Origin of the sequence: Enterococcus malodoratus (genome assembly GCF_027659535.1) — a bacterium.
GTDB lineage: Bacteria > Bacillota > Bacilli > Lactobacillales > Enterococcaceae > Enterococcus_A > Enterococcus_A malodoratus.
Genome location: NZ_JAQDPG010000001.1, coordinates 524,152 through 549,500, shown reverse-complemented (window position 1 = coordinate 549,500; position 25,349 = coordinate 524,152). Strand labels below are relative to the sequence as shown.

General features: G+C 41.9%; 26 protein-coding genes. 19 read left to right on the top strand and 7 right to left on the bottom strand.

The genetic code is table 11. From position 1 onward, the window contains the following. Positions 1–30: 30 nt before the first annotated feature. The gene (locus tag PGP85_RS02665; protein WP_270325956.1) at positions 31–783 is read left to right on the top strand and encodes a DeoR/GlpR family DNA-binding transcription regulator; all 753 of its coding nucleotides are present in this window, start codon (positions 31–33) and stop codon (positions 781–783) included. Between the two features lie 40 nt (positions 784–823). Here PGP85_RS02665 and PGP85_RS02660 read toward each other — a convergent pair whose 3' ends face one another. The 3 genes from PGP85_RS02660 to PGP85_RS02650 are packed head-to-tail and all read right to left on the bottom strand — an operon-like array spanning position 824 to position 3,141. Next, a complete protein-coding gene (locus tag PGP85_RS02660) occupies positions 824–2,284 on the bottom strand; it encodes a PTS galactitol transporter subunit IIC (RefSeq protein WP_090407437.1) in 1,461 nt (486 codons plus the stop codon). A 21-nt stretch (positions 2,285–2,305) separates the two neighbouring features. Next, a complete protein-coding gene (locus tag PGP85_RS02655) occupies positions 2,306–2,608 on the bottom strand; it encodes a PTS sugar transporter subunit IIB (RefSeq protein WP_010742265.1) in 303 nt (100 codons plus the stop codon). Positions 2,609–2,649: 41 nt separating this feature from the next. Then, positions 2,650–3,141: a PTS sugar transporter subunit IIA gene (locus PGP85_RS02650; protein WP_010742264.1), complete on the bottom strand. Its 492-nt coding sequence runs from the start codon at positions 3,139–3,141 to the stop codon at positions 2,650–2,652. A gap of 155 nt (positions 3,142–3,296) precedes the next feature. On the opposite strand from PGP85_RS02650, the gene PGP85_RS02645 reads away from it, so the two are divergent. The 5 genes from PGP85_RS02645 to lacD are packed head-to-tail and all read left to right on the top strand — an operon-like array spanning position 3,297 to position 7,046. Then, complete coding sequence (locus PGP85_RS02645; RefSeq protein ID WP_090407434.1) at positions 3,297–4,085, top strand: DeoR/GlpR family DNA-binding transcription regulator; 789 nt, start codon at positions 3,297–3,299, stop codon at positions 4,083–4,085. Between the two features lie 51 nt (positions 4,086–4,136). Further along, the gene (gene lacA, locus PGP85_RS02640; RefSeq protein ID WP_090407430.1) at positions 4,137–4,565 is read left to right on the top strand and encodes a galactose-6-phosphate isomerase subunit LacA; all 429 of its coding nucleotides are present in this window, start codon (positions 4,137–4,139) and stop codon (positions 4,563–4,565) included. A 15-nt stretch (positions 4,566–4,580) separates the two neighbouring features. Next, complete coding sequence (lacB, locus tag PGP85_RS02635) at positions 4,581–5,096, top strand: galactose-6-phosphate isomerase subunit LacB (protein WP_010742261.1); 516 nt, start codon at positions 4,581–4,583, stop codon at positions 5,094–5,096. Positions 5,097–5,108: 12 nt separating this feature from the next. Continuing rightward, complete coding sequence (gene lacC / locus PGP85_RS02630) at positions 5,109–6,035, top strand: tagatose-6-phosphate kinase (RefSeq protein ID WP_270325946.1); 927 nt, start codon at positions 5,109–5,111, stop codon at positions 6,033–6,035. An 18-nt stretch (positions 6,036–6,053) separates the two neighbouring features. Continuing rightward, positions 6,054–7,046 carry a tagatose-bisphosphate aldolase gene (lacD, locus tag PGP85_RS02625; protein ID WP_270325944.1) on the top strand — a complete coding sequence of 331 codons (993 nt, stop codon included), beginning with the start codon at positions 6,054–6,056 and terminating at the stop codon, positions 7,044–7,046. A 53-nt stretch (positions 7,047–7,099) separates the two neighbouring features. On the opposite strand, the gene PGP85_RS02620 is transcribed toward lacD, so the two are convergent. Further along, complete coding sequence (locus PGP85_RS02620) at positions 7,100–7,630, bottom strand: hypothetical protein (RefSeq protein WP_010742258.1); 531 nt, start codon at positions 7,628–7,630, stop codon at positions 7,100–7,102. A gap of 360 nt (positions 7,631–7,990) precedes the next feature. Between PGP85_RS02620 and PGP85_RS02615 the strand changes: the two genes are divergently transcribed. The 8 genes from PGP85_RS02615 to PGP85_RS02580 all read left to right on the top strand — a co-directional run bounded on the left by PGP85_RS02615 (position 7,991) and on the right by PGP85_RS02580 (position 15,978). After that, on the top strand, positions 7,991–8,659 hold the full coding sequence (locus PGP85_RS02615) for a response regulator transcription factor (RefSeq protein ID WP_270325941.1): 669 nt from the start codon (positions 7,991–7,993) through the stop codon (positions 8,657–8,659). Further along, the gene (locus PGP85_RS02610) at positions 8,650–9,744 is read left to right on the top strand and encodes a sensor histidine kinase (protein ID WP_270325939.1); all 1,095 of its coding nucleotides are present in this window, start codon (positions 8,650–8,652) and stop codon (positions 9,742–9,744) included. The genes PGP85_RS02615 and PGP85_RS02610 overlap by 10 nt, the downstream gene beginning before the upstream one ends. 54 nt (positions 9,745–9,798) lie before the next feature. After that, a complete protein-coding gene (locus PGP85_RS02605; protein ID WP_270325938.1) occupies positions 9,799–11,070 on the top strand; it encodes an FtsX-like permease family protein in 1,272 nt (423 codons plus the stop codon). After that, a complete protein-coding gene (locus tag PGP85_RS02600) occupies positions 11,067–11,744 on the top strand; it encodes an ATP-binding cassette domain-containing protein (RefSeq protein WP_270325936.1) in 678 nt (225 codons plus the stop codon). The genes PGP85_RS02605 and PGP85_RS02600 overlap by 4 nt, the downstream gene beginning before the upstream one ends. A gap of 46 nt (positions 11,745–11,790) precedes the next feature. Beyond that, a complete protein-coding gene (locus PGP85_RS02595) occupies positions 11,791–13,263 on the top strand; it encodes an ABC transporter permease (RefSeq protein ID WP_270325935.1) in 1,473 nt (490 codons plus the stop codon). A 66-nt stretch (positions 13,264–13,329) separates the two neighbouring features. Then, entirely contained in the window at positions 13,330–14,004 is a 675-nt protein-coding gene (locus tag PGP85_RS02590; RefSeq protein WP_010742252.1) for an ABC transporter ATP-binding protein, read from the top strand. After that, on the top strand, positions 13,997–15,415 hold the full coding sequence (locus PGP85_RS02585; RefSeq protein ID WP_270325931.1) for a PASTA domain-containing protein: 1,419 nt from the start codon (positions 13,997–13,999) through the stop codon (positions 15,413–15,415). Before PGP85_RS02590 ends, PGP85_RS02585 begins: the two co-directional genes overlap by 8 nt. A gap of 197 nt (positions 15,416–15,612) precedes the next feature. Further along, complete coding sequence (locus PGP85_RS02580; RefSeq protein WP_270325929.1) at positions 15,613–15,978, top strand: hypothetical protein; 366 nt, start codon at positions 15,613–15,615, stop codon at positions 15,976–15,978. A 24-nt stretch (positions 15,979–16,002) separates the two neighbouring features. On the opposite strand, the gene pdxR is transcribed toward PGP85_RS02580, so the two are convergent. Continuing rightward, positions 16,003–17,415, bottom strand: a complete 1,413-nt coding sequence (pdxR, locus tag PGP85_RS02575; protein ID WP_270325926.1) for a MocR-like pyridoxine biosynthesis transcription factor PdxR — start codon at positions 17,413–17,415, stop codon at positions 16,003–16,005. A 120-nt stretch (positions 17,416–17,535) separates the two neighbouring features. On the opposite strand from pdxR, the gene PGP85_RS02570 reads away from it, so the two are divergent. The 5 genes from PGP85_RS02570 to PGP85_RS02550 all read left to right on the top strand — a co-directional run bounded on the left by PGP85_RS02570 (position 17,536) and on the right by PGP85_RS02550 (position 23,613). Then, on the top strand, positions 17,536–18,435 hold the full coding sequence (locus PGP85_RS02570) for a DMT family transporter (protein WP_270325924.1): 900 nt from the start codon (positions 17,536–17,538) through the stop codon (positions 18,433–18,435). A gap of 238 nt (positions 18,436–18,673) precedes the next feature. Then, positions 18,674–19,534 carry a PRD domain-containing protein gene (locus tag PGP85_RS02565; RefSeq protein ID WP_270325923.1) on the top strand — a complete coding sequence of 287 codons (861 nt, stop codon included), beginning with the start codon at positions 18,674–18,676 and terminating at the stop codon, positions 19,532–19,534. Position 19,535: 1 nt separating this feature from the next. Continuing rightward, positions 19,536–21,380, top strand: a complete 1,845-nt coding sequence (locus PGP85_RS02560; protein ID WP_270325921.1) for a beta-glucoside-specific PTS transporter subunit IIABC — start codon at positions 19,536–19,538, stop codon at positions 21,378–21,380. 17 nt (positions 21,381–21,397) lie between these two features. Further along, complete coding sequence (locus PGP85_RS02555) at positions 21,398–22,831, top strand: family 1 glycosylhydrolase (RefSeq protein WP_270325919.1); 1,434 nt, start codon at positions 21,398–21,400, stop codon at positions 22,829–22,831. Positions 22,832–22,833: 2 nt separating this feature from the next. Beyond that, positions 22,834–23,613: a histidine phosphatase family protein gene (locus PGP85_RS02550; protein WP_270325917.1), complete on the top strand. Its 780-nt coding sequence runs from the start codon at positions 22,834–22,836 to the stop codon at positions 23,611–23,613. Between the two features lie 41 nt (positions 23,614–23,654). Here PGP85_RS02550 and PGP85_RS02545 read toward each other — a convergent pair whose 3' ends face one another. Then, entirely contained in the window at positions 23,655–24,272 is a 618-nt protein-coding gene (locus PGP85_RS02545) for a hydrolase (protein ID WP_090407385.1), read from the bottom strand. 195 nt (positions 24,273–24,467) lie between these two features. Beyond that, positions 24,468–25,337 (bottom strand): LysR family transcriptional regulator, encoded by an 870-nt coding sequence (locus tag PGP85_RS02540; RefSeq protein ID WP_010742242.1) that lies wholly within the window; start codon positions 25,335–25,337, stop codon positions 24,468–24,470. Positions 25,338–25,349: the final 12 nt, after the last annotated feature.

Genomic DNA, 25,349 nt, shown 5'->3' with positions numbered 1-25,349 from the left:
TTAAGAGTTGTTTGAAAAGTGAGGGTGAAGATGTTAAAAACAGAGCGTCTGCAAAGAATCATGCTATTGCTTGAAATTAATGGAGAAGTTCGCAGCAGCGAGATCATGGGAAAGTTATCTATTTCTGATATGACTGTCCGTCGTGACCTGGATGAGTTAGAAGGTAAAGGGTTAGTGGAACGAGTCCATGGCGGCGCGCGATTACAAAATCTTTACCGTCAGGAAGAACTTTCTCACAGTGAAAAGAAAATTGTCCATTACAATGAAAAAGAAAAGATTGCTAAAAGAGCAGTGGAATTCATCAGTGATGGTGATACTGTTTTTCTAGGCCCAGGAACGACAATCGAATTGGCTGTCCAGTATATTCAAGCAGACTTTTTGCGGATCGTGACGAATTGCCAGCCGATTTTCGATCGATTAAATCAGTGTAAAAAGAACTGGAAAATCTATCTGATTGGCGGCGAACTGAGAGCAGCTACCCAGTGCTTCGTGGGTGAAATCACCAACAAATCCCTGATGGACATGAATTTCCATAAAGTTTTTTTCAGCTGCAAGGCCTTGAAGGAACAGAAAATCATGACCGCCACATTTGAAGAGGGTCAGACCCAGCAAATCGCGTTAAATAATTCCGTTGAACGATACTTATTGATTGATCACTCCAAAATTGGAAAAAGGGATTTTTCTGTCTACTACAATCTGCGTGATGTGACGGCAGTCATTACCAATAAACATGAACGAAGGCATTACGAAGCGATTGAAAAAGCGACGAAGTATCTTGTATAAAATAAACCCGGAGATTTTAAATCTCCGGGTTTTGTTTGTTTTATTTCGCTTCAGCGGCATAAGCTACGTTTCCTTTAGCTGCTGCGGGAGCGGCTTTTTCTTCTTTTTCAGCAGCATATGCGGCGTTGCGTTTCTTCATTTGACGTGCGTACCAGATGAAGATCAATAGGTAAGCGGCCAATGCTAATGCGGCGTAGATCACGAATTCGATTTGTCCTTGAGAGGCGTTACCAACTAAGTAGCCTAAGAATTTCTCGATCGGACCTTCCATTGTTGTATGAGAGATCAAAGCAGATTCGCTTAGTCCTGAAGGGAAAGCACCGACTGCTTTGGCCGTTTGAGTAACGAATGGCGCGATCAAAGTACCTGACCACAAGAATAAAGGTAATTCAATGGCACCGATCACGATCATGCGGATCAATTTACCGCGAGTGACAACTAACAAGGCTGGAGTGACACCCATAGCGATGATTCCGCCCAGCGGCAATAATTTGTTGCCTGGCAAAATAATTGCTTCAAGTAACATGATTGGTGCTAAAACGTTCGCAGCAGCCCAGATTTCTGCGCGACCTGCTAGGAAAGGCCAATCCAAACCAATGTTGATCGTACGACCTTTCAAACGTTTGTTGGCAAAGTCAGTGATCCCTTGTGATAAGGGTTCGACAGCGGCAATAAACCACGCGCCAATCAAAGAGAATAATTCCAAACATACAGCCGCGGTAAAGGCCAATGAAAAAATTTGTGTTGGTGTTTGTCCTGCTAATAATCCAACAAAAATACCCAAATAAATCCCGATTGCGAATTTTGATCCCCAGAAACCGATTTTGCTGTTTAGTTTAGCAGCATCAAAATCGTATTTGTCTAACCAAGGGAAGACTTTATCAAAAATTTTGTCGAAAACCATAATGATCGGATTCATCATATAGTTCATATGCGTTGTTGTCATTGGGTTACTATCAGGTGCGTTCAATAAATCATTGAAGGTTGGCTTCATCAAATCAGAATTCCAAATCTTGAGTACACCGATGAAGATAACCAAAGCGGTAGCGATAAATAGGTTCGCACCAGAGAAAATCGCGAACAACCCAACGATAGCTAAATGCCAAATATCAAAAATATCAACATCTAATGTGTTGGTTTTTTTCATTGCCAACATGATGATATTGACGATCACCATTACTAATAAGAAATAAAGCGTGTAAGGGGAGCCCCAAGTGATCGTTGCTAAAGGAGCCCAGCCGACATCAGTAATATTTAAAGAAATTCCTGTTCGTTCAACAAAAGCGGTCATGGCGTCTGAGAATGCAGTCGTTAAAATTCCAATAATAGCTCCGATACCGGTCAAAGCAATCCCGAGTTTGATCCCGCCCTCTAGAGCACGAGTCGGTTTTACTTTGAAGAATAAGGCGATAACGGTCAGTACGATGGTCATTAATGGTGCCGCCCCTAAATTGATTAGGGGAGTAAATATTTGATTGGCGATATCAATAATTGTACTCATTAGCTTGTCCTTTCTTGGTGCCTATTTAGTGATTGATTGGATAGCGCTTTCCATACTTTGGTAAACAGGTTCAGCCATTGCCGGGATGCGGTAAAGGATCGCTCCTGCATCAACGATCGGGATATTTACGTTAAATCCTAAATCAGTATTAGCGATCTGAGCGAAAATATCGTAGTGAGACAACATTTCCTCATTGATATCTTTGATCATAACGGCGTCACAGGTGACTTGATAGCCGCGATTGTTTAGTTCTGTTTCTAGGGCACTTTTGATTTGATGGCTTGAATTAACTCCCGCGCCACAAGCTGCTAAAATTTTGATCATGATTTTTCTCTCCTTAAAATATGTTTATTTTTTATCCTGCATTATGCAGAAACTTCCATAGTAAAGTGTTCCTCTAAAAACTGATAGATTGCTTCAATGTCTTGTAGATTGAAAAATGCACATAATTTTTCTTTGTCCACCGAATTAATAAAATCCATGATATCCGCCAGCATGCCGGCTTGCGCTTCACCGTTTTCATTCAAAATCATAAATAGGAAACGGACAGAAATTTGATCGCTCGGCGAGATCATATTATGGAAAGTAATCTCATTTTTCAGTTTGATCGGAATAATGCGCGTCGTTCGCACATATTCACTCTCGGTGTGAGGAATCGCGATGTCGGGCAATACCTCTGAAACGGGTGAGAGATCTAAACCGGTCGGATAATTTCGTTCCCGCTCTAAAAGACTGGCCAAAAAATCTTCAGTAACTAATTGTTTGTTTAGCAGATCCAAATAGACTTCCTCAAAAACTTCTTCTTGTGTACTTCGACTAGAAACATAGGTCGTGTCTTTGAAAAAAAGCTTTTTCAAACAAAACAGCTCCTTTCTAAGTTCGTTTGTGTTTGTTTACATGTTGAGTATAATCGCTTACATTTGCTTTGTCAACACAAAACGAAAATAAATAAACATATTATGTTGATTATTGTTCGATTATGTTTTATTATAAGTGTGTGGAGGGACAATACATGCTGAAAACAGAGCGTCAACAATCAATCTTAGCCATGTGTGATCGCTATGGGACGATCACGGTTAAGTTTATTCAAGAAGTTTTAGCTGTTTCTGATATGACCATTCGACGAGATCTTGAAGAGCTTGCACAAAAGAAACAACTTTTAAGAGTCCACGGCGGCGCACAAAAAATGACCAGTGAAGAACAACTGATTTCTTCTATAGAAGGAACAAAAGTAGCAAACGAACTTTCCCATAATGAAAAGAAGAAGCTGCATACCAAAGAAAAGGAATACATCGCCAAACATGCGGCTGCTTATATTACCAAAGAAGATGACACGATCTTTCTTGGATCAGGAACGACCATCGAGCTGATGACGCAATATATCGAACACGATTCACTACGGATCGTGACGAACAGTCTTCCGGTCTTCAATCTATTAAGTGAGACAAAAAGATTTGAGCTCTATTTAATTGGCGGGCTTTACCGTGAGAAAACGGGGGCATTTGTCGGCTCGATCGCCAATGAAGCGGTGCAGAAAATTGGAATCAAGAAGGCCTTTGTCGGAGTCAATGGATTAAAAGGTACTGAGGTTTCAAACTTCAGTATTGAAGAGGGGACTTTGCAGAAGATCGTTTTAGACAACGCGGCCGAAAAATGTTTGGTTTCGGATGCAAACAAATTCGATCATAGTGATTTTTATAATTTCTATGATTTGCGCAAGATCGACGCGCTATTTACGGATTCTACTCTTTCAGCCGAACTGAAGAGTTATTATCAGCAATACACCAAGATCATTCAATAGGATGTTCGGGCAACACAGAGAATACGACTATCTAACTAGGAGGAAACAAAAATGCGTGTAGTAATTGGTTCAGACAAAGAAGGCATGAGACTAAAGGAATTGGTCAAGAAAGACTTAATCGCTAAAGGCTTTACCGTCGTCGATAAAAGTGAAACTGCTTCGGAGGATTTTGTTGAGTCGACCTTGGCGATCGCCAATGATTTGAATGAAAACGAAGGCAGTCTAGGAGTTGCTTTTGATGGCTATGGTGCCGGCAGCTTTATTACGGCGGTAAAGGTCAAAGGAATGGTAGCGGCAGAAGTTTCAGATGAACGCAGTGCTTATATGACGAGAGAGCACAACAATTCCCGCATGATCACACTAGGTTCTGAAATTGTCGGGGATGAGTTGGCATTGAATATTGTACGAGAATTTCTGCAAGCGAATTACGACGGCGGACGGCATCAAGTTCGTGTCGATATGTTAAATAAAATGGCGTAAGGAAGGATGAATAAAATGAAAATCGCAATCGGCTGTGACCATATCGTCACAGATACTAAAATGGCTGTATCAGATTTTTTGAAATCAAAAGGACATGAAGTGTTGGACATGGGGACCTATGACTTTACGCGAACCCACTATCCAATCTATGGAAAGAAAGTCGGCGAGGCCGTAACGAATGGCGAGGCGGATTTAGGTGTTTGCTTATGCGGAACCGGTGTCGGTATTAATAATGCTGTCAACAAAGTTCCTGGCATTCGCAGTGCATTGGTGCGAGATATGACTACTGCCATTTATGCGAAAGAACAATTGAACGCAAATGTGATCGGCTTCGGCGCACGGATCACTGGGGAATTTCTGATCTGCGACATTTTAGACGCGTTCATTAAGGCGGAATATCAAGAGACAGAAGAAAATAAGAAGTTGATCGCGAAGATTGATCATGTTGAAAAAGCCAGTGCTAATCAGTCAGATCCGCATTTCTTCGATGAATTTATCGAAAAATGGGATCGCGGCGAATACCACGATTAAGAGGAGCGGCCAATGATTCTAACAATTACGATGAACCCGTCGATCGATATTTCTTATCCCTTAGCAGAGTTCAAGCTGGATACCGTTAATCGTGTGCACAATGTTCGCAAAACGGCAGGTGGCAAAGGCTTGAACGTTACCCGCATTTTGAAGCAATTAGATGCTGATGTAGTGGCCAGCGGTTTGATCGGCGGATTTCTGGGAGAGGAAATCAAAAAGGATCTAGATCAAACAAAGATCGCTCATGATTTCTTGCCGATCAGCGGTGAAACGCGAAATTGTATCGCCATTTTACACGAGGGCCAGCAGACCGAAATTCTGGAAAGCGGACCAGTTATCACCAAAGAGGAAGCTGCGGCGTTCTTAGAACATTTCGAGCAATTAGCGAAGGGAGCATCTATTATCTCGTTTTCAGGCAGCATGCCTGAAGGATTATCAGCGGATTTTTATAGTCAGATGTTGCAGCGGTGTGAGGGAAAACCAGTTGTTTTGGATTGTTCCGGTGAAGGATTGAAAGAGGTACTTAAAGGGGATGCTAAGCCGCACTTAATCAAACCGAACACTGAAGAATTAGCCGGTTTATTGGAAAAACCGATTTCTACAAATGCGGTGGCGCTAAAAGCGGCTTTATCCGATTCGATCTTCGATGGGATTGAATGGATCGTTGTTTCGATGGGCGGCGAGGGTGCTTTTGCGAAACATTTCGATAAAATTTATCGCGTAATGATTCCTAAGATCGCTGTCGTTAATCCCGTTGGATCTGGTGATGCGACAGTGGCAGGTCTGACGACCGCAATCGAAAAAGGATTATCAGACGAAGCCATTTTAAAACAAGGCAATGTCCTTGGTATGTTAAACGCACAAGAAGCAACAACTGGCTACGTCGAGTTGGCCAATTATCAAACACTATTCGATCAAATTAAAGTTGAAGAAGTCTAAATAAGGGGAGCGAACAGTATGGAAACAAGTGAAGAAAAGCGTCAGTTTATCAAGCAGTTGTGCAATGAAAATGGAGTAATCGGGGCTTTAGCGATTGATCAGCGCGGTGCGTTGAAGAAGATGATCACCAAGTTCAAAGGCAGCGAGGCTGAAGAGTCAGAGATTGTCGAGTTCAAAGAAATCGTTTCTGCGCAATTAACGAAATACGCCTCATCGATTTTATTAGATCCTGAATACGGCTTGCCAGCAGCAGATGTCAGAGCCGAAAATGCTGGTTTATTATTAGCTTATGAAAAAACCGGCTACGACGCATCAACTCCGGGGCGTTTACCGGATCTGTTATCAATCTGGTCTGTCAAACGCTTAAAAGAAGCGGGCGCGGATGCCTGCAAGTTCTTACTTTACTATGATGTCGATGAATCTGATGAAATCAATGATCAAAAGCATGCCTTTATCGAGCGGATCGGTTCAGAATGTCAGGCGGAAAATCTACCGTTTTTCTTAGAATTGGTCTCTTACGACGCAACTATTTCTGATGCGACATCGAGAGAATACGCGATCAAAAAACCGCATAAGGTAAACGATATGATGAAGGAGTTCTCTGATCCGCGTTACGGAGTGGATGTATTGAAAGTTGAAGTACCTGTCAATATGAACTATGTCGAAGGCTACGCGACTGGCGAAGTTGTTCATACCAAAGCGGAAGCCGCCAACTTCTTCAAAGAACAAGCTGGAGCGACTGACTTACCGTTCATCTTTTTAAGCGCCGGTGTTAAAGCGGAGCTATTCCAAGAAACGCTTCATTTTGCAAAAGACGCGGGATCAACCTTCAATGGGGTGCTTTGTGGACGGGCTACATGGGCGGACGGTGTAGAAAGCTACATCACAGCAGGCAAAGAAGCAGCCATCGAATGGATGAATACTCAAGGACGTAAGAATATCGAAGAACTGAATGCGGTATTGAAAGAAACCGCAACACCAGTAGAAGTGCTGGAAACAACTCTATCATAAAAATGAAAAAAAGGACGATGAACATTGAACTGTTCACCGTCTTTTTTTGTCGATTATTGCAATTTGTCATACGCGTTAAAGGCGATACCTTCATCTTTCCAGCCAACTTTGATTAAATGGTCACGTTCACTTTTTAGCAGTGTAAAGTGATGAGCACCCGCTGTGGCATTTGGATTGTATAAGCGATAGACTGGCTGCCCCCCGCTGAAAGGCATATGGAATCCAATGTTATCGTCATGCCAGCCAACTTTTACTAAGTGCTGAACCTCATCATTACTCGCAGTGTAATGATGATCTCCAGCATTTGGATTATAAACACGACTAACATAGGACGTCTTTTCAGTCGTGTAACCTTGTCCGTAAAAACCGATACCTTCATCTTTCCAGCCAAAATTAATCAACGTAGCACGTTCAAAATCACTAGGAGTAAATAAATGCTCCCCTGAATTTGGATTATAAAGCCGATTGATCGTGGTTCTTGGTGATTCGGCTGCATCTGCTTTTGAACCGAAACCAACCGCTCCCAGTAAGCAAAGTCCAACGATCATAACCATCATGATAATTGATAGATTCTTTTTCTTCATTTTTAACCCCTCCAAATTTATCTTTGAGCAAGCGATAATAAAAACTATTCAACCTTCAAACGAATTTGATCCATCAGGGACACCATTTAATCGATTTATTTCTTTCAATATTATATCACAATAGATTTATTTTGTTTTTACATATTATCAAAAATGTTTATTTTGAAATTAGAAACTATTTTTAACGTTTTCTGGTTTGTTGAAATAGTTTGTGATTGGTGAATAAATAGGTCCATTTGTTCGCTTTTTTGATAAAAATCTTAAAATCTTCACAAAAAGGAAATAGACTTTGGCGAAGGAGCTGTACTATTCTAAAAAGAATAAGAAGGATTATTTTATCCAAATAAGGAGTGAAAATAGATGCGCGTACTGGTGGTTGAGGACAATCGTGAATTGGCTTTATCGGTAAAAAAGGGCTTGGAACAGGAGAATATTTCGGTGGATCTGGCCTACGATGGAGAACGGGGAGAAGAAAAGGCCTTCGTGAATTCTTATGATGGCATCTTGCTGGATTTGAATTTACCTAAAAGGGATGGGTTAGAAGTACTGCAAAATTTACGAGAGGAAGAAGTCGAAAGTCCGGTCATCATCATCACCGCTCGTGATGAGATTGAAGAGCGGGCAAAGGGACTGGACTTCGGTGCGGACGATTATTTGGTGAAGCCGTTTGAATTATTGGAATTGAAAGCGCGGTTACGAGCGGTCGTTCGACGTTATCACGGACGTTCATTGCCGCAGATTTCGATTGGCGGCTTGACCGTTGATCCGGTTTGCCGAAAGGTCAGCTATCAGCAAAAGGAGATTCTTTTAAAGCCGAAGGAGTTTGATATTTTACTCTGCATCGCGCAACGTCATCCGGCGGTCGTGTCATCAGAGGAAATTTCTGAACATGTTTATGACGAAGATTTTGACCCGTTTTCCTCGGTCTTGCGAGTTCATTTGGCTCGTCTAAAAAAGAAGCTGGCTGAATCTGCGGAGCATGAAGTCCTAAGAACGATTCGAGCGAAGGGGTATCAATTATGCGATTAAATTTTAAAATGACGGTCACGATGCTGACGTTTTCGCTGCTGGTAACTGGTGTCATCTTAGGGAGTTTCTTCTTCTTGCGGAATAATGTGCAAGGAGTCAGTATCGCTTCTACTCTTGGCGAAGACGTTTATTTTATGGGAATGGACTCAGCTGTTCAGTCGAAAACGAAAGTAGAAACTGCGGAGCCCGGGAAAAATCAAATACTGAATGTTTCCATGTTAGAAAAGGCATATCAAGACGAGCTGTTCAAATATTTGCCGGCGATGGTTTTAGTTATTTGTTCCGCCGTACTGCTATTGACCTTTTTACTTTGGCTGGTCTTGCGAAAAATTTATACCAATCAAATACTAGCAATTACTCATGATCTGAACTTTATTGATCAATTACCTAAGAATTCGGTAAAGGACGAGGCGCTCAGTGAAGCGTTCAATAAATTGAAGGATAAATTTGATGGCCATTTAGAGGATTATCGCCGTTTGAATAGTTATCTGACCCATGAGCAAAAAAATGCCATCGCTATTTTACGAGCGAATCTTGAGATCGAACGGCAGCAGGCGAATCAGGGAAATCTGGCGTTGTTGGATCGTTTGACGGACAGTATTGATGATATTCTGACGCTATCGAACAATACAGAGGATCTAGGAAACGAGTTCGTGGATGTTTCCTTAGTTTGTGCTGAGGTTTGTGACGCGTATAAGAAGAATTATCCGGATCTTTTATTTGAATTTTGCGAAGAGGAGACGACGCTGATCAAAGGACGCGACTGCTGGATCTATCGTGCGGTTTCGAATTTAGTGGACAATGCCATCAAATATGGGGACGGAAAATTAGTGACTGTAAAGATCACCAACAAAAACGGAAGTGTGATCATTCAAGTAAAAGACCGAGGGATCGGCATTCCGCAAGAGAAGCAGCCGGCGATTTTTTCTCATCGCTATCGGGTGCATGGTCTGAAACAAGATGGCTACGGTATTGGTCTTTCGGTCGTATCACATGTTTGTGATTTGTGTCGCGGGTTTGTTTACTTGGAAAGTGAAGAAAAATTGGGCTCGACATTTTACTTGAGTTTTCCTAGTGCCGGTTAACATTCAGTTAACAGAGGATTTGCTACTATACGCTCATAGGAGGAGACGAAAGCGATGATCATCATCCGACATGCTTGGCTAAATCTTAAACGCAATCGATTCAGTCACTTGAAAGCCGGCAGCTTTATTTTATTGATACTGCTGATCGTTTTTTCACTGCTGCAAATCTATCGAATGGCAACGGTCCATTTTTTAGATTATCGTGAGCAGGCGGCGACTGTAGTAAAGGGCGTGCAAGAGTTAAATCAAACAGGACAAGCAAACAAAATGAATCCAACCGATTATGAAAGATTGAAAAATTTGTCCTATGTAAAAAAGAGTCAATTACTTGGACAAGGTATCGCTGCCTCAACATTGGCGCAGCCGAAGGAAAAGGATCAGACCACGACAGGTTTTTATAGCTTTCCGCCGGATCAAACAAATGGAAATTACTTGTCAGTGACGATGCTGGATAACGACTCGTTGAAAACACTGCTAACAAACAAAAAAGAGAAACTGCAAGGCTCCGCTCCGCTTAAAGAAAATACTTGTGTAATCAGCAGATCTCTAGCAAAAGCGAACAAATTGAAGCTGAAGGACACCATTCTATTAGGGAAAAAAGGTCAGGAACAGAAAGTGACGATTGTCGGAATTGCCGAATTTTCAACGGCTGAATGGCTGACAACCTCCAGTACAGTCTTGATCAACTGGAAAACAGGCACTGTCATGGAAGGAACGATCCTACAGACGATTTCAAATGTGATGTTTCAATTGACCAGTAAAAAAGAAATTAAAAACTTTGTAAAAGATTTTAAAAAGACCAAATCTTTTAAAGATTTTTCCTTAATCAGTCAAGGCTGGTCTCAGGGAATTTTACAGTCCGTTAAAGATACGATCGACCTGCTTTTTAATGGGTTAATCGTGGCATTGATTTTAGGAATCGTTCTAATAGCGGTAATTTATCAGTTGACAGTCAAACGACGGCAGGATTTCTATACGCTGTATTTGATGGGAATGGATCAAAGAACGCTGGCACTTAGCAGCTCGCTTGAGAACGTAATGCTTATTTTAGGAATCACCCTTGCCGCGGTTGCTGTTTCGCAGCAGCTCAGCAAGTGGATCACTGGCGAATGGCTGATCAAGCTTCAAAAAAGCCTAACAGATCAGGAACCCTTTGTCGATTGGCTCTTTCCCCATGTTGATCAGACGGCACTTGGACTTAATAGCTGGTCAGATTACTTAGGTTTCATTTTTTTAGGGCTGTATCTGGTGATTACGCTGCTGCTGGTCAATCTTCGAATTGCTAAAATCGTTCGTGAACCATTACAGGAGGTGGCGAAACGATGACCGAATGGGTATTGGATCAGGTTGACTATTGCTATAAGCAATCAGAAGTAAAGACGTTAGATGGAGTTAGAGGAAGCTTTCAAACAGGCAGAAGTTATCAGATTTCTGGAGCTCCCGGAAGCGGTAAAACCACGATTCTAGCATTGTTTGCAGGATTGGTGGTTTGCTCTAAGGGATCATTGACCTTTGCAGGGCACGAATTGGCTGAAATTGATCGAAACACTTATCGCGGCCGTGAGACAGCTTGTCTGTTTCAAAAGAGCAGCTTGCTGAAGGATTCTCCCTTGGCTAATTTGGAGATGGAAATGCTGCTTTCCGGCGGCAAGTCTACTAAAGAAGCGTTGAAAAAAGGTTTATTGTCCGTCGGATTAGCAGAAAATCAGCTAAAAACCTCCGTCAGCAAACTAACATTGAAGGACCGTCAATTAACTGCTTTAGCCAAACTGCTAATGAAAAAGAGCGCTAAGCTGATCTTAGTCGATGAGCCTGAAAAAGTATTTAGCGAATGCGGCGCTGATTATGCAATGAAACGGCTGAGAGAACACTGTCTGCAGCAGAAAAAATGTTTGATTTTTACCACTCAATCAATCCAATCGGTGAAATTCGCGGATGAATTATGGGGACTTAATGAAGGAAAATTACTCTTTATCAAAGATCAAGATCCTGTCCTCTGATCTCGCTTTCCAATCATCCAAGTTCTTTGACAGAAAGGATGTCACGATGAATTATTGGAAACGAGCGAAAAATAGTATTTTTAGAACTAAAGGAAAATCGGTAATCTTATTTGCAGTTATTTTTGTTTTAGGAAATGTGATTGCCGGAGCGATTGCGATTCAGCAATCGACGGGCAATGTTGAGAAGAAGATGAAACAGCAGCTGGGAGCGACAGTTTCCGCTGAACCTGATTTGAATAAGCTGTTGGAACAAAACGAAAACGGCGAAGTCCAGTCTATGACACGTCCGGATAATTTAAAGGAAGAGACAATCAAAAAAATGGGCGCCTCGCCTTATGTGAAGGACTACGATTATAGTTACATGGCCTACTTGAATGTAAAAAAATTCAAGACTTATGAAATGAAGCAGCAGGGCGATGTGCAGGTGGCAACGCCGTACAAATCGATGACTTTAAAAGGCAGCAACAGCACAGAACCGATGGACTTTAAAAATAAAAAGGTCAAATTGGTCGATGGCCGAATGCTTACGAAGGAAGAATTGACGGGGAAAAAGCCAGTCGCTCTAATCTCGAAAAAAGTAGCCGATGAAAATGGTCTATCCGTTGGCGATCAAATGGTGCTGGATACAGTTACCTTGACGCCTAAAGAAGATGGTACGCTGGATTCGCAGGATTCGACAGAACATGCGGTTAAAATCGTGGGTTTGTTTGAACCAATTAAGCTGGAAAAAAAGAAAAGCGATGGTCAAAACGGTCAGGATGCTTTAAATCAGCAAATTACCGAAATGGAGCAATACAATACGGCGTTTGTTTCTAATGGGGTTGCTCGTGACATCAACAAGATCGAGACGGACAATCTGCCTGCGGACCAAAAAGAAGAAGTCGAGGAAGAAGTATCACCAGTCTTTACCTTGAAATCGCCAGATGATGTTGCCGCGTTCAAAGCGGAAATCAAACCGTTGTTGCCGGATGGCTACAAAGCCGTTGCGTCTACCGATGAATTTGATAAAGTCGGAGCAAGCGTCAAACGTTTGTCCAAGATTTCCGGCTATGTTGTTTTACTGGCTGTTTTAGCATCCTTGTTGATCATTTCCCTCGTCGTTGTGCTCTTTATGAAAGATCGCCGTCACGAGTGGGGCATCTATTTATCTCTAGGAGAACAGCGAAAGAATATTATGAAGCAGGTCGTTGCCGAATTATTTGTGATCAGTCTCGCGGCACTGTTGATCTCCCTCATCTCAGGAAACATTTTAGGTAAAATGGTCTCGGAATCATTGATTGCCGGGGATACGATGGATCAAGCTGCGCAAAATGTCGGAAATCAAATCGTTTCGATGGGCGGCGGATCAGTCTTAGGTTCTTCGTTATCAAGTCAAGATGTGTTGAATAACTATGAAGTCCGCTTCTCTATGACTTATATCGCGACCTATCTCATCGCTGGAATTGGGACAATTCTTTTGGCCGCCATTTTACCGCTGACTTATGTGATGCGGCTAAATCCTAAGAAAATCATGATGTAGTAATCGATTTCGACGTTTAACTACAAACATGAGAAAGCAGATAACTATTATTTAGGAGGAAAAACGATGACCATATTAGAGACAAGAGAGCTCAGCTATTTCTATCAGGATGGCGGAAAACGCCGCATGATCTTGCAAGATACTTCCGTGAAATTTGAAAAAGGACAATTTTATACCATACTTGGGGAATCCGGTTCGGGAAAGACGACCTTTTTATCCTTAATCAGCGCGTTGGATGCCCCAACTTCAGGTGAGATTTTATATAACGGAGAGGACATCAAGCAAATCGGCTATGACCGTTTTCGCCGCGACGATGTCAGTATTATTTTTCAGAATTATAACCTCGTCCCATATTTGACCGGACTGGAGAATGTCTTAGTGGCGATGTCGATTACAGATAACGAAATGCCGCAAGATATGCAGGAAATTGCCTATAATCTTTTGGATTACATTGGAATCACCAAGGCTAAAGCGGATCGGTTAGTCAATCAGCTCTCAGGGGGTGAACAGCAACGAATCGCAATTGCGCGAGCATTAGCGACCAATGTCGATATCATTTTGGCAGATGAGCCGACAGGAAATTTAGATGTAGGGATGGAAAAAGAGATTGTCACGATCTTTAAAGAATTGGCGGCGATCCACAATAAATGTGTGATCGTGGTGACCCACTCGCGAGAAATTGCTGAACAGTCGGATCAGACCTTCTATTTAAATCAGGGTGAGCTGTTGCCGTATGAGTGATTTTCTATCGAATTTTAATGGGGATAATTACGATCGAAGAAAGCAAGAAAAAGAACCGATTGAAGAGACAGCAAAAAAAGTAGAAAAGATGCCGAAAAAAGACGCTCCCTCGAAGGAGTCGAAAAAGTCGCCAGATCTAAAAATAAAACGCAGAAACAGAGCTCCGCAGGAAGAGGAAGGGATCGATTCCGCCTATAAGCAGCAGAAAAAGCGAAAAAGACGCTGGATAATCTTGGGTGCTATCGCTGGTAGTTTGCTGCTGGGTTTCATGTATTACCAGCAGACCCATGTCAAAGTTCCTAACTTTGTCGGTAAAAGTCTGACGGATATGCAGGTCTGGGCATCGGAAAATAAACTAAAGCCCAAGGTCAAACAATCCTATGACCGGGTAAAAGAGGCCAATACAATTCTAGCGCAAGAACAAAAGGCGGGATCAAGGATCAAAAAAGGCGATGTATTGAATGTTACGAATAGCTTAGGGGCTGATCCTAAAGAGAAGATTCCGCTACCCGACTTTATGAAAATGAACAAACAGCAAGCCGAGCAATGGATCAAAGAGCATAAATCAGAGAATCTTTCCTTGATCGAAGAGTTTAGTGACACTGTAGAAAAAGATCGGCCGCTCCGCACGGAAATCGCCAATGCAGAGGTAACGCCGGAAAATTATCAGCGAAAAGATGCCGCAAAGGTTTACTACTCAAAAGGAAAGCAGACCTATCAAAAGGACATCAAAGTTCCGGACTTCCAGAGGAAACCTCGCAGTGAAGTCGAGAGCTGGGCGAAAAATAATGAGATCGATCTGACTTACGAGGAGAAAACGTCTAATGAGATTCCTGCTGACAGTATCATGGAACAAAGTATTCCTAAGGACGAAAAAATCGCGAAGAAAGATAAAATGAACGTTACCGTTTCATTAGGAAAAGGCTATGTTGTTCCTAATTTTGCGGATTACAGCTTGGAAGATGCGGGGACCGCTTTGGAAGGGGTGCAGGTACAGGCAAAAGGGATTTATACTGAAAATCTGCCTTATGGTCAATTGGTCTCGCAAAGTGTTGAGGCGGGAAAGGTTTTAAGCGCAAAAGATAATTTAACAATTAAAGTCCTATACTCGTTGGGCCGACCCTACATGAAGGATTTGCGAGGAACGATGGTGGAAGGCGGACTGCAAAAATACTTCCATGAGGAGTTTCAATCAAAAGGCGCCAACATCAATTATGTCATTCGGCGTGTAGACTCAGATCAGCCTAAGGGAACGGTCGTAGGAATGAGCCACTTTAGTGATTATGTCCCGTTAAATCTGACAGTATCAATCGATATTAGCCTGGGAAATTTAGGTTCAGCATCAACCAGCTTCCCGAATAATACTGGCGGTGGTGACAGTGAAGGAAATCAAGAAAAACCGAGCGAATAAAGGTTCGGTTGTGATCAAATGATCGATTAATATAAGTGAAATGAAAATATAAATTATAAACTCATTCAGCTTTTTTAGTGAATGAGTTTATTTGTGTGCGTTACAATATAACTATTTGTGTTATAATATTAATTATATTGACATTAAAACAATTGATAATATCATTTATTGGCTTTTTTAAAATGGAGGCTTTGGAAATGGAAGAAACAACAAAAGAACAAAACAAGATTCGCCGCGTGACGCTGCTTATTTCCGTACTGCTGATCGTAAGCAGTTTAGGAAGCTATCTCGTGTATCAGCATTTTTATCAGCCGGAGCTGCAGGTGACCTTTGTCAGTAAGAAAGTTTTGCCAAAAACTGGAACGACGGCAAAATCCTCCCGAAAAGCAAATGCCCCTCAGACCAACAAAAAAAGTACAGCGACAAACAGTGTATCGAAAGAATTGGAACACGATCCGCTGAATCAGGAGCTGACAGTCGATGAAAATCGTTCAAGACAGGCGGTCCCAATGTCTTCTGCAAAAATTTTCAAATTGAGTGATCGAATCGAAGTTTTACCGTAAGCTGGTCAAAATTTGCCGATTAGGTCAAAGCCACTCCGCCCATGCTTGTTTTAATCTCGCAACACAGTCGGGGATGTCCGCTAAATCAATTTTACTGAACCCGAGAAATAATGTATTGGGCGGGCATTCCGCCTTTTCCTGCCAAAACTGCATAGTAGAGTAAACTTTGACGCCTTGCTTTAATGCCTGATTGATCAATACTTTCTGCTGAACTTCTTGTGTAAATGTCAGCAGAAAGTATTGTCCACTGCCGTTGCTGGAAATTTTGATTTTATCTTTTACATCTGCCAGTTCATCGGTAAAAGCCTTCAGTCGTTTTCGAAACGTATGATTCAAACGGCGAATATGACGTTCATAATGCCCGGTCTCTATTAAACGGGCAATCACATATTGATTCAGTAATGGGACACTGCTGTTGTAAAGTTCAAACATTTCGAGATAACGCTGGAGCAGCTGCGGCGGCAAAATCATATATCCCATTCGGATCGAAGGGGATAAAGCTTTTGAAAAAGTTCCTAGGTAGATAACCCGATCGTGTTCGTCGATCGATTGCAGGGCCGGAATCGGCTTGGAATAATAGCGTAATTCACTATCAAAATCATCCTCGATAATGAAAGAATCATTTTGCTCCGCCCAATCCAATAACTTGTAGCGCCGGTCAATCGATAGCGTCGCGCCAGTCGGAAATTGATGAGAAGGCGTCGTATAAACGGCACGGACAGTTGTTTGCTCAGGCAGTTCGGAAACGATCAAGCCTTCGTCGTCGACTGGGATAGTACGAATAGGGATTTTATTTGTTCGAAAAACCGCAGCCGCTTTATCAAAACCTGGGTCCTCCATTAGCAGCGAGTCTTGTTCAAATGGAATCAGTTTACAGAGATATTCTAGGGACTGCTGCAGGCCGCAGGTAAGGATCAGCTGACTTTCGTCACAATGGACGCCACGGGTTTTCGCTAAATAGGCCAACAGATTTTTCCTTAAATAAATTTCGCCTTGTTTGTCTTGATACGAGGAAAGGCGGGCTTCATCTGCTAAAAAATCAAGACAGTCGATCGTGTAGCGTTTCCATAATTTTTTCGGGAATAGTTCACTGGTTTGACTGCTGTTCGTTAAATCATAGACCACCGTTTTGGAAGGGCTGCTCGTTGTTGAGGAGCTCTTTTGCTTTTTTGTGATTTTTTCTTTTTTTATGGGTAATCGAGGAACTTTTTTAACCCGCAGACCGATCCCTTTAGCCGAGTGAACATACCCTTCTGCGATTAATTGGCTGTAAGCAGTATTCACTGTGTTGCGGCCAACACCTAAAACCTCCGCAAAGGCGCGGCTGCCGGTTAGAAGATCATCTTCTTTAAGCGCTCCTGTTAAAATTTCCTCTTTGATTTGGTCATAAATCTGAGCATACAATGGCTCGTTGCTTTGTCGATTCAGATAGATCATAGCATCACCTCGTTCTTCAAGTGGTTCCATCATTATTTTGTTTAGTGGGTCTTTTTATAGTACCAACGCCAGTATATCATACTCTCAAGAACGGCTAAGAAGATGGTGGAGGTATAGGAAATGAATCAACGAACCAATGATACAAAAAATGTTTTGCTTGAATTAGTTGCGGTGGCTTTTTTGGCTACAGGCGGAATCTTCGTCAAACTTAGCGGATTGTCGCCGATTAATACGGGCTTTTATCGAGTCCTTTTTGCCATTCCTTTCCTGTTTCCCTTGGCATATAAAGGGTTGCGAACACTTACCAAAAAAGATATTCAGATTCTTGGCTTGGCTGGGATCTTTTTAGCCGGAGATATTGCTCTATGGAATCTTTCATTCAGCTATACATCGGTGGCAAATGCGAACCTGCTGACAAATCTGACGCCTTTTACGGTAGTTCCTGTATCTTATTTTCTGTTTAAAGAAAAACCGCCAAAATTCTTTTTGATTGGAGCAGCGGTTACTTTGATCGGTGTTTTTGTCTTATTAGGCGGAAAGGCAAATCCCGTTTCGGCCAATTATTTTGGTGATTTCTTGGCCTTTAGCGCTTCGATCTTTTATGCGGGTTTTCTGTTGATTTCTTATCGTTTGCGTGATCGGTATGAGAGCAGTGTGATCATGTTTGTGAGCGGGTTCGGCAGTATTATTACATTAGGCGGAATGGCTGCGATAACTGAAGGCATCCAAGTGCCCAGCAGTATTGGGGAACTAGCTCCTTTGATTGGTTTGACTCTTTGCTTGCAAGTGATCGGCCATAACTTACTGGCTCACTGTCAGGGAAAGCTAAATGTAAATCTATCGGCAATCGTGTGTTTGTGCCAACCGGTGATTGCGTCGATTTATTCATTTTTCTTTTTCGCTGAAAAATTATCATTAATAGAACTAGCCGGGATTTTACTTGTGATACTAGGCGTTTTCTCAGTTAAAGCGCAATATACGGCCAAGAAAACGATCCCTGTCAAAAAGACAGCTGAATAAGCCAAAGAGCAGAAATCTTTGCGTAGTTTAAAAGTAATTGAAAATACTTAAGCAAAGAAAGCGTTGACATACGATTTTTTCTCCCTTACAATGGTGGTGAGAAAACTTAAATCAAAGCAACGGTGGTAGTTGCTGCTTTGAGTATGTTACTGATTATGCAGGCAGAACTCAAATTACCTTGGGATAAATACGCTATCCTCAGGTAATTTGGGTTTTTTTGTTTGGAAGGAGGGAAAACATGATAATCAGTCAAATTTTGAACAATAATGTAGCCATTGTAAAAAAAGGTAGCAATCAACAAACACGCGGCAATGAAGTCATCGTTTATTCAAAAGGTGTGTCTTTTAAACACAAGGTCGGTGATAGTATCGAGGAAAAGGAAATCCAGAAAACCTATGTACTGGATTCACACGATAAATTGGAGCATTTCAGTTATTTACTTTCAAATACCAAAGATGAATACCTTCAGATCGTGACGAATACGATTGAATACGGTGAGAAAGTCATTCAAAAAAGTGTCTCCGATTATCTCTATTTAGCACTTCTCGATCATATTGATTTCGCGATGAAGCGCCTGAAAAAAGGTCAAATCGTCAAAAGTCCATTGGATTGGGAGGTACGAAAATTTTATCCTGATCATTATCAAATCGGCTTATATGCCGTGGATTTGATGAAGCAGGCTTCAGGGGAAGAATGTCCGAATGAAGAAGCGGTTTCGATCGCTCTGCATTTCATTAACCTGCAAAATCAGGGAGATGAAGCCGACAACATGATGAAGATGATGGAGGCAGTGCGTAATATTCTGTCGATCGTCAAGTATCATTACAAATTAGATTTCAAGGAAGACTGCCTCAACTATATTCGTCTAGTCACACATTTACAGTATTTTATCGTTCGCATGTATAAAGATGAAGCACATACGTCAAATGAGACTGAGCTGAATCGACAAATTCGCAAACTTTATCCAGAAGCTTACAGTTGCGTCAATAAAATACGAATTTATGTCCGAGACACGTTTGAAAAAGAACTATCGGAGGATGAAGAGGTCTACTTGATGCTTCACATCCAGCGTGTCACGAAACGAGAAGAGGAGAATTAATATGGAATACAAAGAATTTTGTCTCCAGCTGATTGAACTAGTCGGCGGGAAAGAAAATATTCAAAGTGTTACGAATTGTATGACTCGCCTGCGCTTCAAATTAAATGATCGCAGCATCGCAAAAACAGATGAAATCAAGGAACTGCCGGACGTGATTGATGTCGTGTCGAACGATGTCGCTTATCAGATCATCATCGGGACACAAGTCCAAGATATTCGTCCTGAAATGAACAAAATTTTGGGATTAAGTGGTGAGAGCAAACAAACAGATTCGGGGGAGAAAGAAAAATTTATCACGATGGCTTTGCGGATTTTATCAGAAGCGATGGGCCCGATCTTGATTCCGATCATGGCAGCCGGGTTGTTGGCCGGAATTTTGTCATTAGTATCTTTGACCGGATTGGTATCGGCTGAAAGCTCGACCTATCTGATCTTAGATAGTATTCGTCAAGCAGTTTTCTTCTTCCTGCCTGTCCTGATCGCGATTTCCTTTGCTCGCCGATTAGAGGTTAACGAATATCTCGCGGTCACGATTGCCTTGACTTTGATGTCTGATGTAATCAACGGTGCGAAGGGACTTGATTTTCTTGGGCTGAAATTGCCAGAAACAACCTATTCGAATTCATTCTTTCCGATTATTTTGAGCATCATCTTCATGAAATACGTGGGCAAAGCCTTAGAAAAAATCATGCCTAAAGCCCTGCAATACTTTTTTAATCCTGTCTTGATTTTGATTATTACTTTACCCGTAACCTTGATCTTATTTGGTCCAATGGGAACGTATATTGGTGATGGTCTAAACTTTGTCTTTGAATTTATCGGCAATACCTTTGGCAGTTGGAGTGTCGTGATGCTGTATGCCGCATTGCAGCCGTTCTTGATCACGATCGGTGCGGGAAACTTTATCATCCCGATCTTCATGAATTCCTATGCGACATTAGGATACGATCCAGTCTTTACTGCTGCGTGGATCATCTCTGATATCGCGGTTTGTGGAGCGGTCGTTGGCTATTTCTTCCGTTCAAAAGATCAGAAACAAAAGCAATTGTTTGGGACAACTGCGTTTAGTGCCTTTATGGGTGTAACTGAACCAGCCGTTTATGGGGTATTTGTAAAATATCGCCGTCCATATATTGCGGTGATGATTGGCGGTGGACTGGGTGGATTATTCGCCGGTTTGATGAAAGTCGTTGGGTATGCGCCAGTCGGATTGTTCGGCTTGGCTTCATTTATCGGAAAAGACAACTACTCGAACTTTTATATGATGTTAATCGCTGTAATCATTGGGTTTGTCGGAGCAGGAATCGCGGCTTTCATCTTAGGGATTCCAGACGATGAAAAGGTTACGGAGAAGCAAGCAGCACCAGTCGAAATGGATGCAGAAGCCGTTACTAAATTGTTGATCAAAGCCCCTGTGAAAGGGAAAAATGTCGCACTAAGCAATGTGAGCGACAAAGCCTTCTCTTCATCAGCACTTGGAAAAGGATTAGGAATCGAACCCGAAGAAGATACCATTCATGCGCCAGTAAATGGGGAAGTGGTCAGTTTATTCCCAACCAATCATGCGATTGGCATCAAGACCGATTACGGTGTAGAGATCCTGATCCATATCGGGATCAATACCGTTGAGTTGGACGGCAAGTATTTTGAAACGTTTGTTAAACAAGGGGATAAGGTTTCTGTCGGGGATGCGATTTTAAAAGCTGACATGGCGGGGATTCGCGGTGAGGGTTATGACCCAGTCGTTATCACAGTGATTACTAATACAGCGGATTATTTAGATGTTCTGCCATCGCATGATACTAGCTTAAGCAGTGAAGAAGACTGCCTAACAGTCGTAGTCTAAAAAATGGAGGGAAAAGAATGACAAAGTTAGCAAATGATTTTTTATGGGGCGGCAGTATCGCGGCTCATCAGTTAGAAGGTGCTTGGCAAGAAGGCGGCAAGGGTCCGGCAATCATGGATTTTGCCACAGCAGGCTCCGCAACAACGGCAAGAGAATACACAAAAACGATCGAAGCGGGCAGAAAGTATCCTTCCCATGAAGGAATTGATTTTTACCATCGCTACAAAGAAGACATCCTACTTTTTGCCGAAATGGGCTTTAAGAGTCTGCGGATTTCTATCGATTGGTCACGAATTTATCCAAATGGGGATGATCCAGAACCTAATCAAGCAGGGATCGAGTTTTATCAAAATGTCGTTGATGAACTGTTGAAATACAACATTGAACCGATAGTTACCTTGTATCATTTTGAATTACCAATGAATTTGGTGACACAATACGATTCTTGGAAAAACCGTAAAGTAATCGATTTCTATTTGAACTATGTAGAAACAATGGTGAAAGCTTTAAAGGGAAAAGTGAAGTATTGGGTTACCTTCAATGAAATGAATCACATTGATCCGCAAACGGAAGCATCGGATATGTTTACTTATATTTTGGCTGGACTGAAATACAGTGAACTTGAGGGAAACAAGAAGGAAGTTTTAGCCGTGATGGGCTACAACATGACTTTAGCAGGTGTTAAGGCGGCCAAATTAATTCGTCAAATTGATCCGGCAAGTAAAGTCGGCTGCGTTTTTGGGATCACGCCAACCTATCCGCTGAATTGCGACCCGGTTAATGTGCTGAACGCATTTAAAGAAATGGATCGCGATTTTTACCAGATCGATGCGATGTGCAACGGTGAATTTCCGAAGTACAAGTTGAAAGAGTACGCGGATATGGGGATCAACATCGGGATGACTGAGGAAGATAGACAGGCATTCGCGGCTGGAAAACTCGACTATCTTGGAATGAATTACTATATGACAGATGTCGCGCGTTATGAAGGCGGCGGAGAAGATGAAGAGTCATTATTTGGCGGAGTACAGAACCCTTACCTTGAAAAAAGCAAATGGGGCTGGGGCATTGACCCAATCGGTCTGAGATATCTCTTAAATTATACCTACCGGAGATATGGTTTGCCGATTATCATTTGCGAAAATGGCCTAGGAGCAGTTGATGAAATTGGACCAGACGGTGTCGTTCACGACGATTACCGCATCGATTTTCTACAGAAGCATCTCAGCGAACTAAAAAAAGCAGTGGAAGAGGATAAGGTGGATTGCTTTGGCTACTTGATGTGGGGACCAATCGACCTAGTTAGCGCCACGACTGGTGAAATGAAAAAACGTTACGGCTTCATTTATGTAGATAAGCATGATGATGGGACCGGGGATCTTTCCAGAAGCCGTAAAGACTCGTTCTATTGGTACAAACATTTGATCGAGACTAACGGGGAGGAACTGTAGACATGAAGAAGAATTTCGGAACATTGCTGGTTTGCCTGTTGGGGTTAACAATAATAGGCGGTTTTTCCAAAAATAATGAAGCAGAAGCCGCAAAGAAAAATGATGAGGTCACGATTTACTTGATTCGTCACGGAAAAACCTTTTTCAATACGACCGGGCAAGTTCAAGGGTTTGCGGATTCACCGCTGACGGACAAAGGAATCAGCCAAGCCAAAAAACTTGGTACAGGACTAAAGGATGTAACATTTGATTTAGCGTATTCAGGCGATCTAGGTCGCCAGAGAAATACAGCAAAACTGATTCTTTCCAAAAATGACAATAAAAAGCCAAAATTAATGGAACACGATGGCTTCAAAGAATGGAACTACGGCGGTTACGAAGGAAAGACCGACAAGGAAATGTGGACACCGATCTTTGAAGCGAACGGCTTCAAGCTGGATGATGACTGGTCTGATTACGATAAGCTGGTGGAGAAAATCGGCGATGATGGAATCGCGAACGCCATTGCTGAAAATGATCCCTTGAAGGCGGCGGAAAATTATGACGAAATCACGACACGTGGAAAAGCAGCCATGGCCAAAGTAATCAAGGATGCTAAAAAGACCAACGCCAAAAACGTCATGATCGTCTCTTCCGGCGGGATGATTCCCACACTGTTAGAACTGCTAACTCCAAATGAATACAATGGAGAAATGATGGATAATTGCAGTGTGACGACGCTTAACTACAAAGATGGCAAATATACGTTAGATAAAATCGGCGACACACAGTATATCGAATAAAAAAATCCCCTCATCGAATTTTCGGTGAGGGGATTTTAAGCTTATCTTAGATTTGAAAAGGCACCTAATTTTGTCAGCAATTCATCAAAACCTGGGACCGTTTCTTCACGATTCCAATCACGTTGCAATTCGCAAGCAAGTTGAGCGATAGAAGTTAATTGCGCTCCGGCTTGTTCAACGCGACGCAAAGCAGTTTCATGTGCAATTGGTGAAGTTCCGCCGACAGCATCAACGATCGGATAGACTTCATAGCCTTCTTTTAATGCGTCTAATGTTGGGAAGGTTAGGCAAGCTTCCGTCCACAAAGCGACGATCAAGATTTTTTTCCGTCCAGTTGCCTTGATGGCTTCATTATATTCTTTGTCTTCCCAAGCATTGATCGAACTGCGGTCATATGAAGGGACATCTTCACCAACGGCTTTCTTCAAGACTGGGATCGTATCGGTATTCCAGCCTTTTTCAACGTTTACAGTAGAAAGGACGATCGGGATATTATAAAGTTTTGCCAGCTCAATAACGATTTCCGTATTGCGGATCAATTCTGAACGATTCATTGAATTGACCGAGTTGATTTGTGTCGGTTGATAATCGATCACAGTTAACACGGTGTTTTCTGGTGAAAGTAATTCGTCTTCGGTTCTTTTAGCATAGCTAGTCATTCTATCCACTCCTAATTCCTATTAATGTATTTTTCTTACATAAAAAATAGCTCTGAGGATGTTGCTGAATACTATTCTGTTAATAAAATGAATCTCTCTAGAAATTAATTTCAAATTTGTTTGAATAATAGTGACATTCATTTGATTAACACGACTATTGTACTGCTTATCTAAAAAAAACTCGAAGATTTCGTTTTATTTCGCTTCTATTAGCCTTTTTAGAAAAAGCGCTCCGGCATTAGAGAAAATCTGTTTCTTTTTCCAAATAACAGTGATCCGTGAAGTAAGTGCAGGGGCGAGGGGGATGAAAACTAATCCGCTGTCTTTCGTATTGATAATGCCATCGATACAAAATGCAACGCTAGTTCCTTCTTTAACGAACAATGAGGCATTGTAAAGCAAATTATAAGAGCCAATGACAGGGTAATTGGCCAAGTTTCCTCCTAACCATTCTGACAGTTGGTTATTCACAAGTGTTTGATTAGAGATCAGCAGCGCTTGATCTTTCAAATCATCTGGGGTGACAGCTTCTAACTGAGCCAGCTCGTGTGTATCACTGACCAAGACACCCCAACGATCCGAAACGGGAAGTGGGACATACTCGTATTTTTGTTTTTCTACTGGATCGATCACTAAGCCGAAATCCAATAGGCCTTTGTCGATCTTATCTTTTACATCGTCCGCGTTTCCGCTGTACATATGAACATTGATATCGGGATAGCGTTTCATCAAATCATTCAAAATGACCGATAAAAATTGGAAAGCCTGCGTCTCACCGCCGCCAATCATAATATCACCGCCGATGACTTCATTTTTTTGCAAGTTTGACGTTGTAGCATTTACGAGTGATAAAATCTCCTTTCCGCGGTTTTGCAGATAGACACCGTCTTCGGTGAGAGAGATCTCACGGTTTCCGCGAATAAAAAGCTGTACTCCTAATTCTTCTTCAAGATCTTTTAATTGTTTTGACAAGGTCGGTTGGGAAAGATGTAATACTTTTGCAGCGTTACTGATTGTTTTTTCTCTCGCGACAGTCAAAAAGTAATTCAATACACGTAATTCCATCTTATTTCCTCC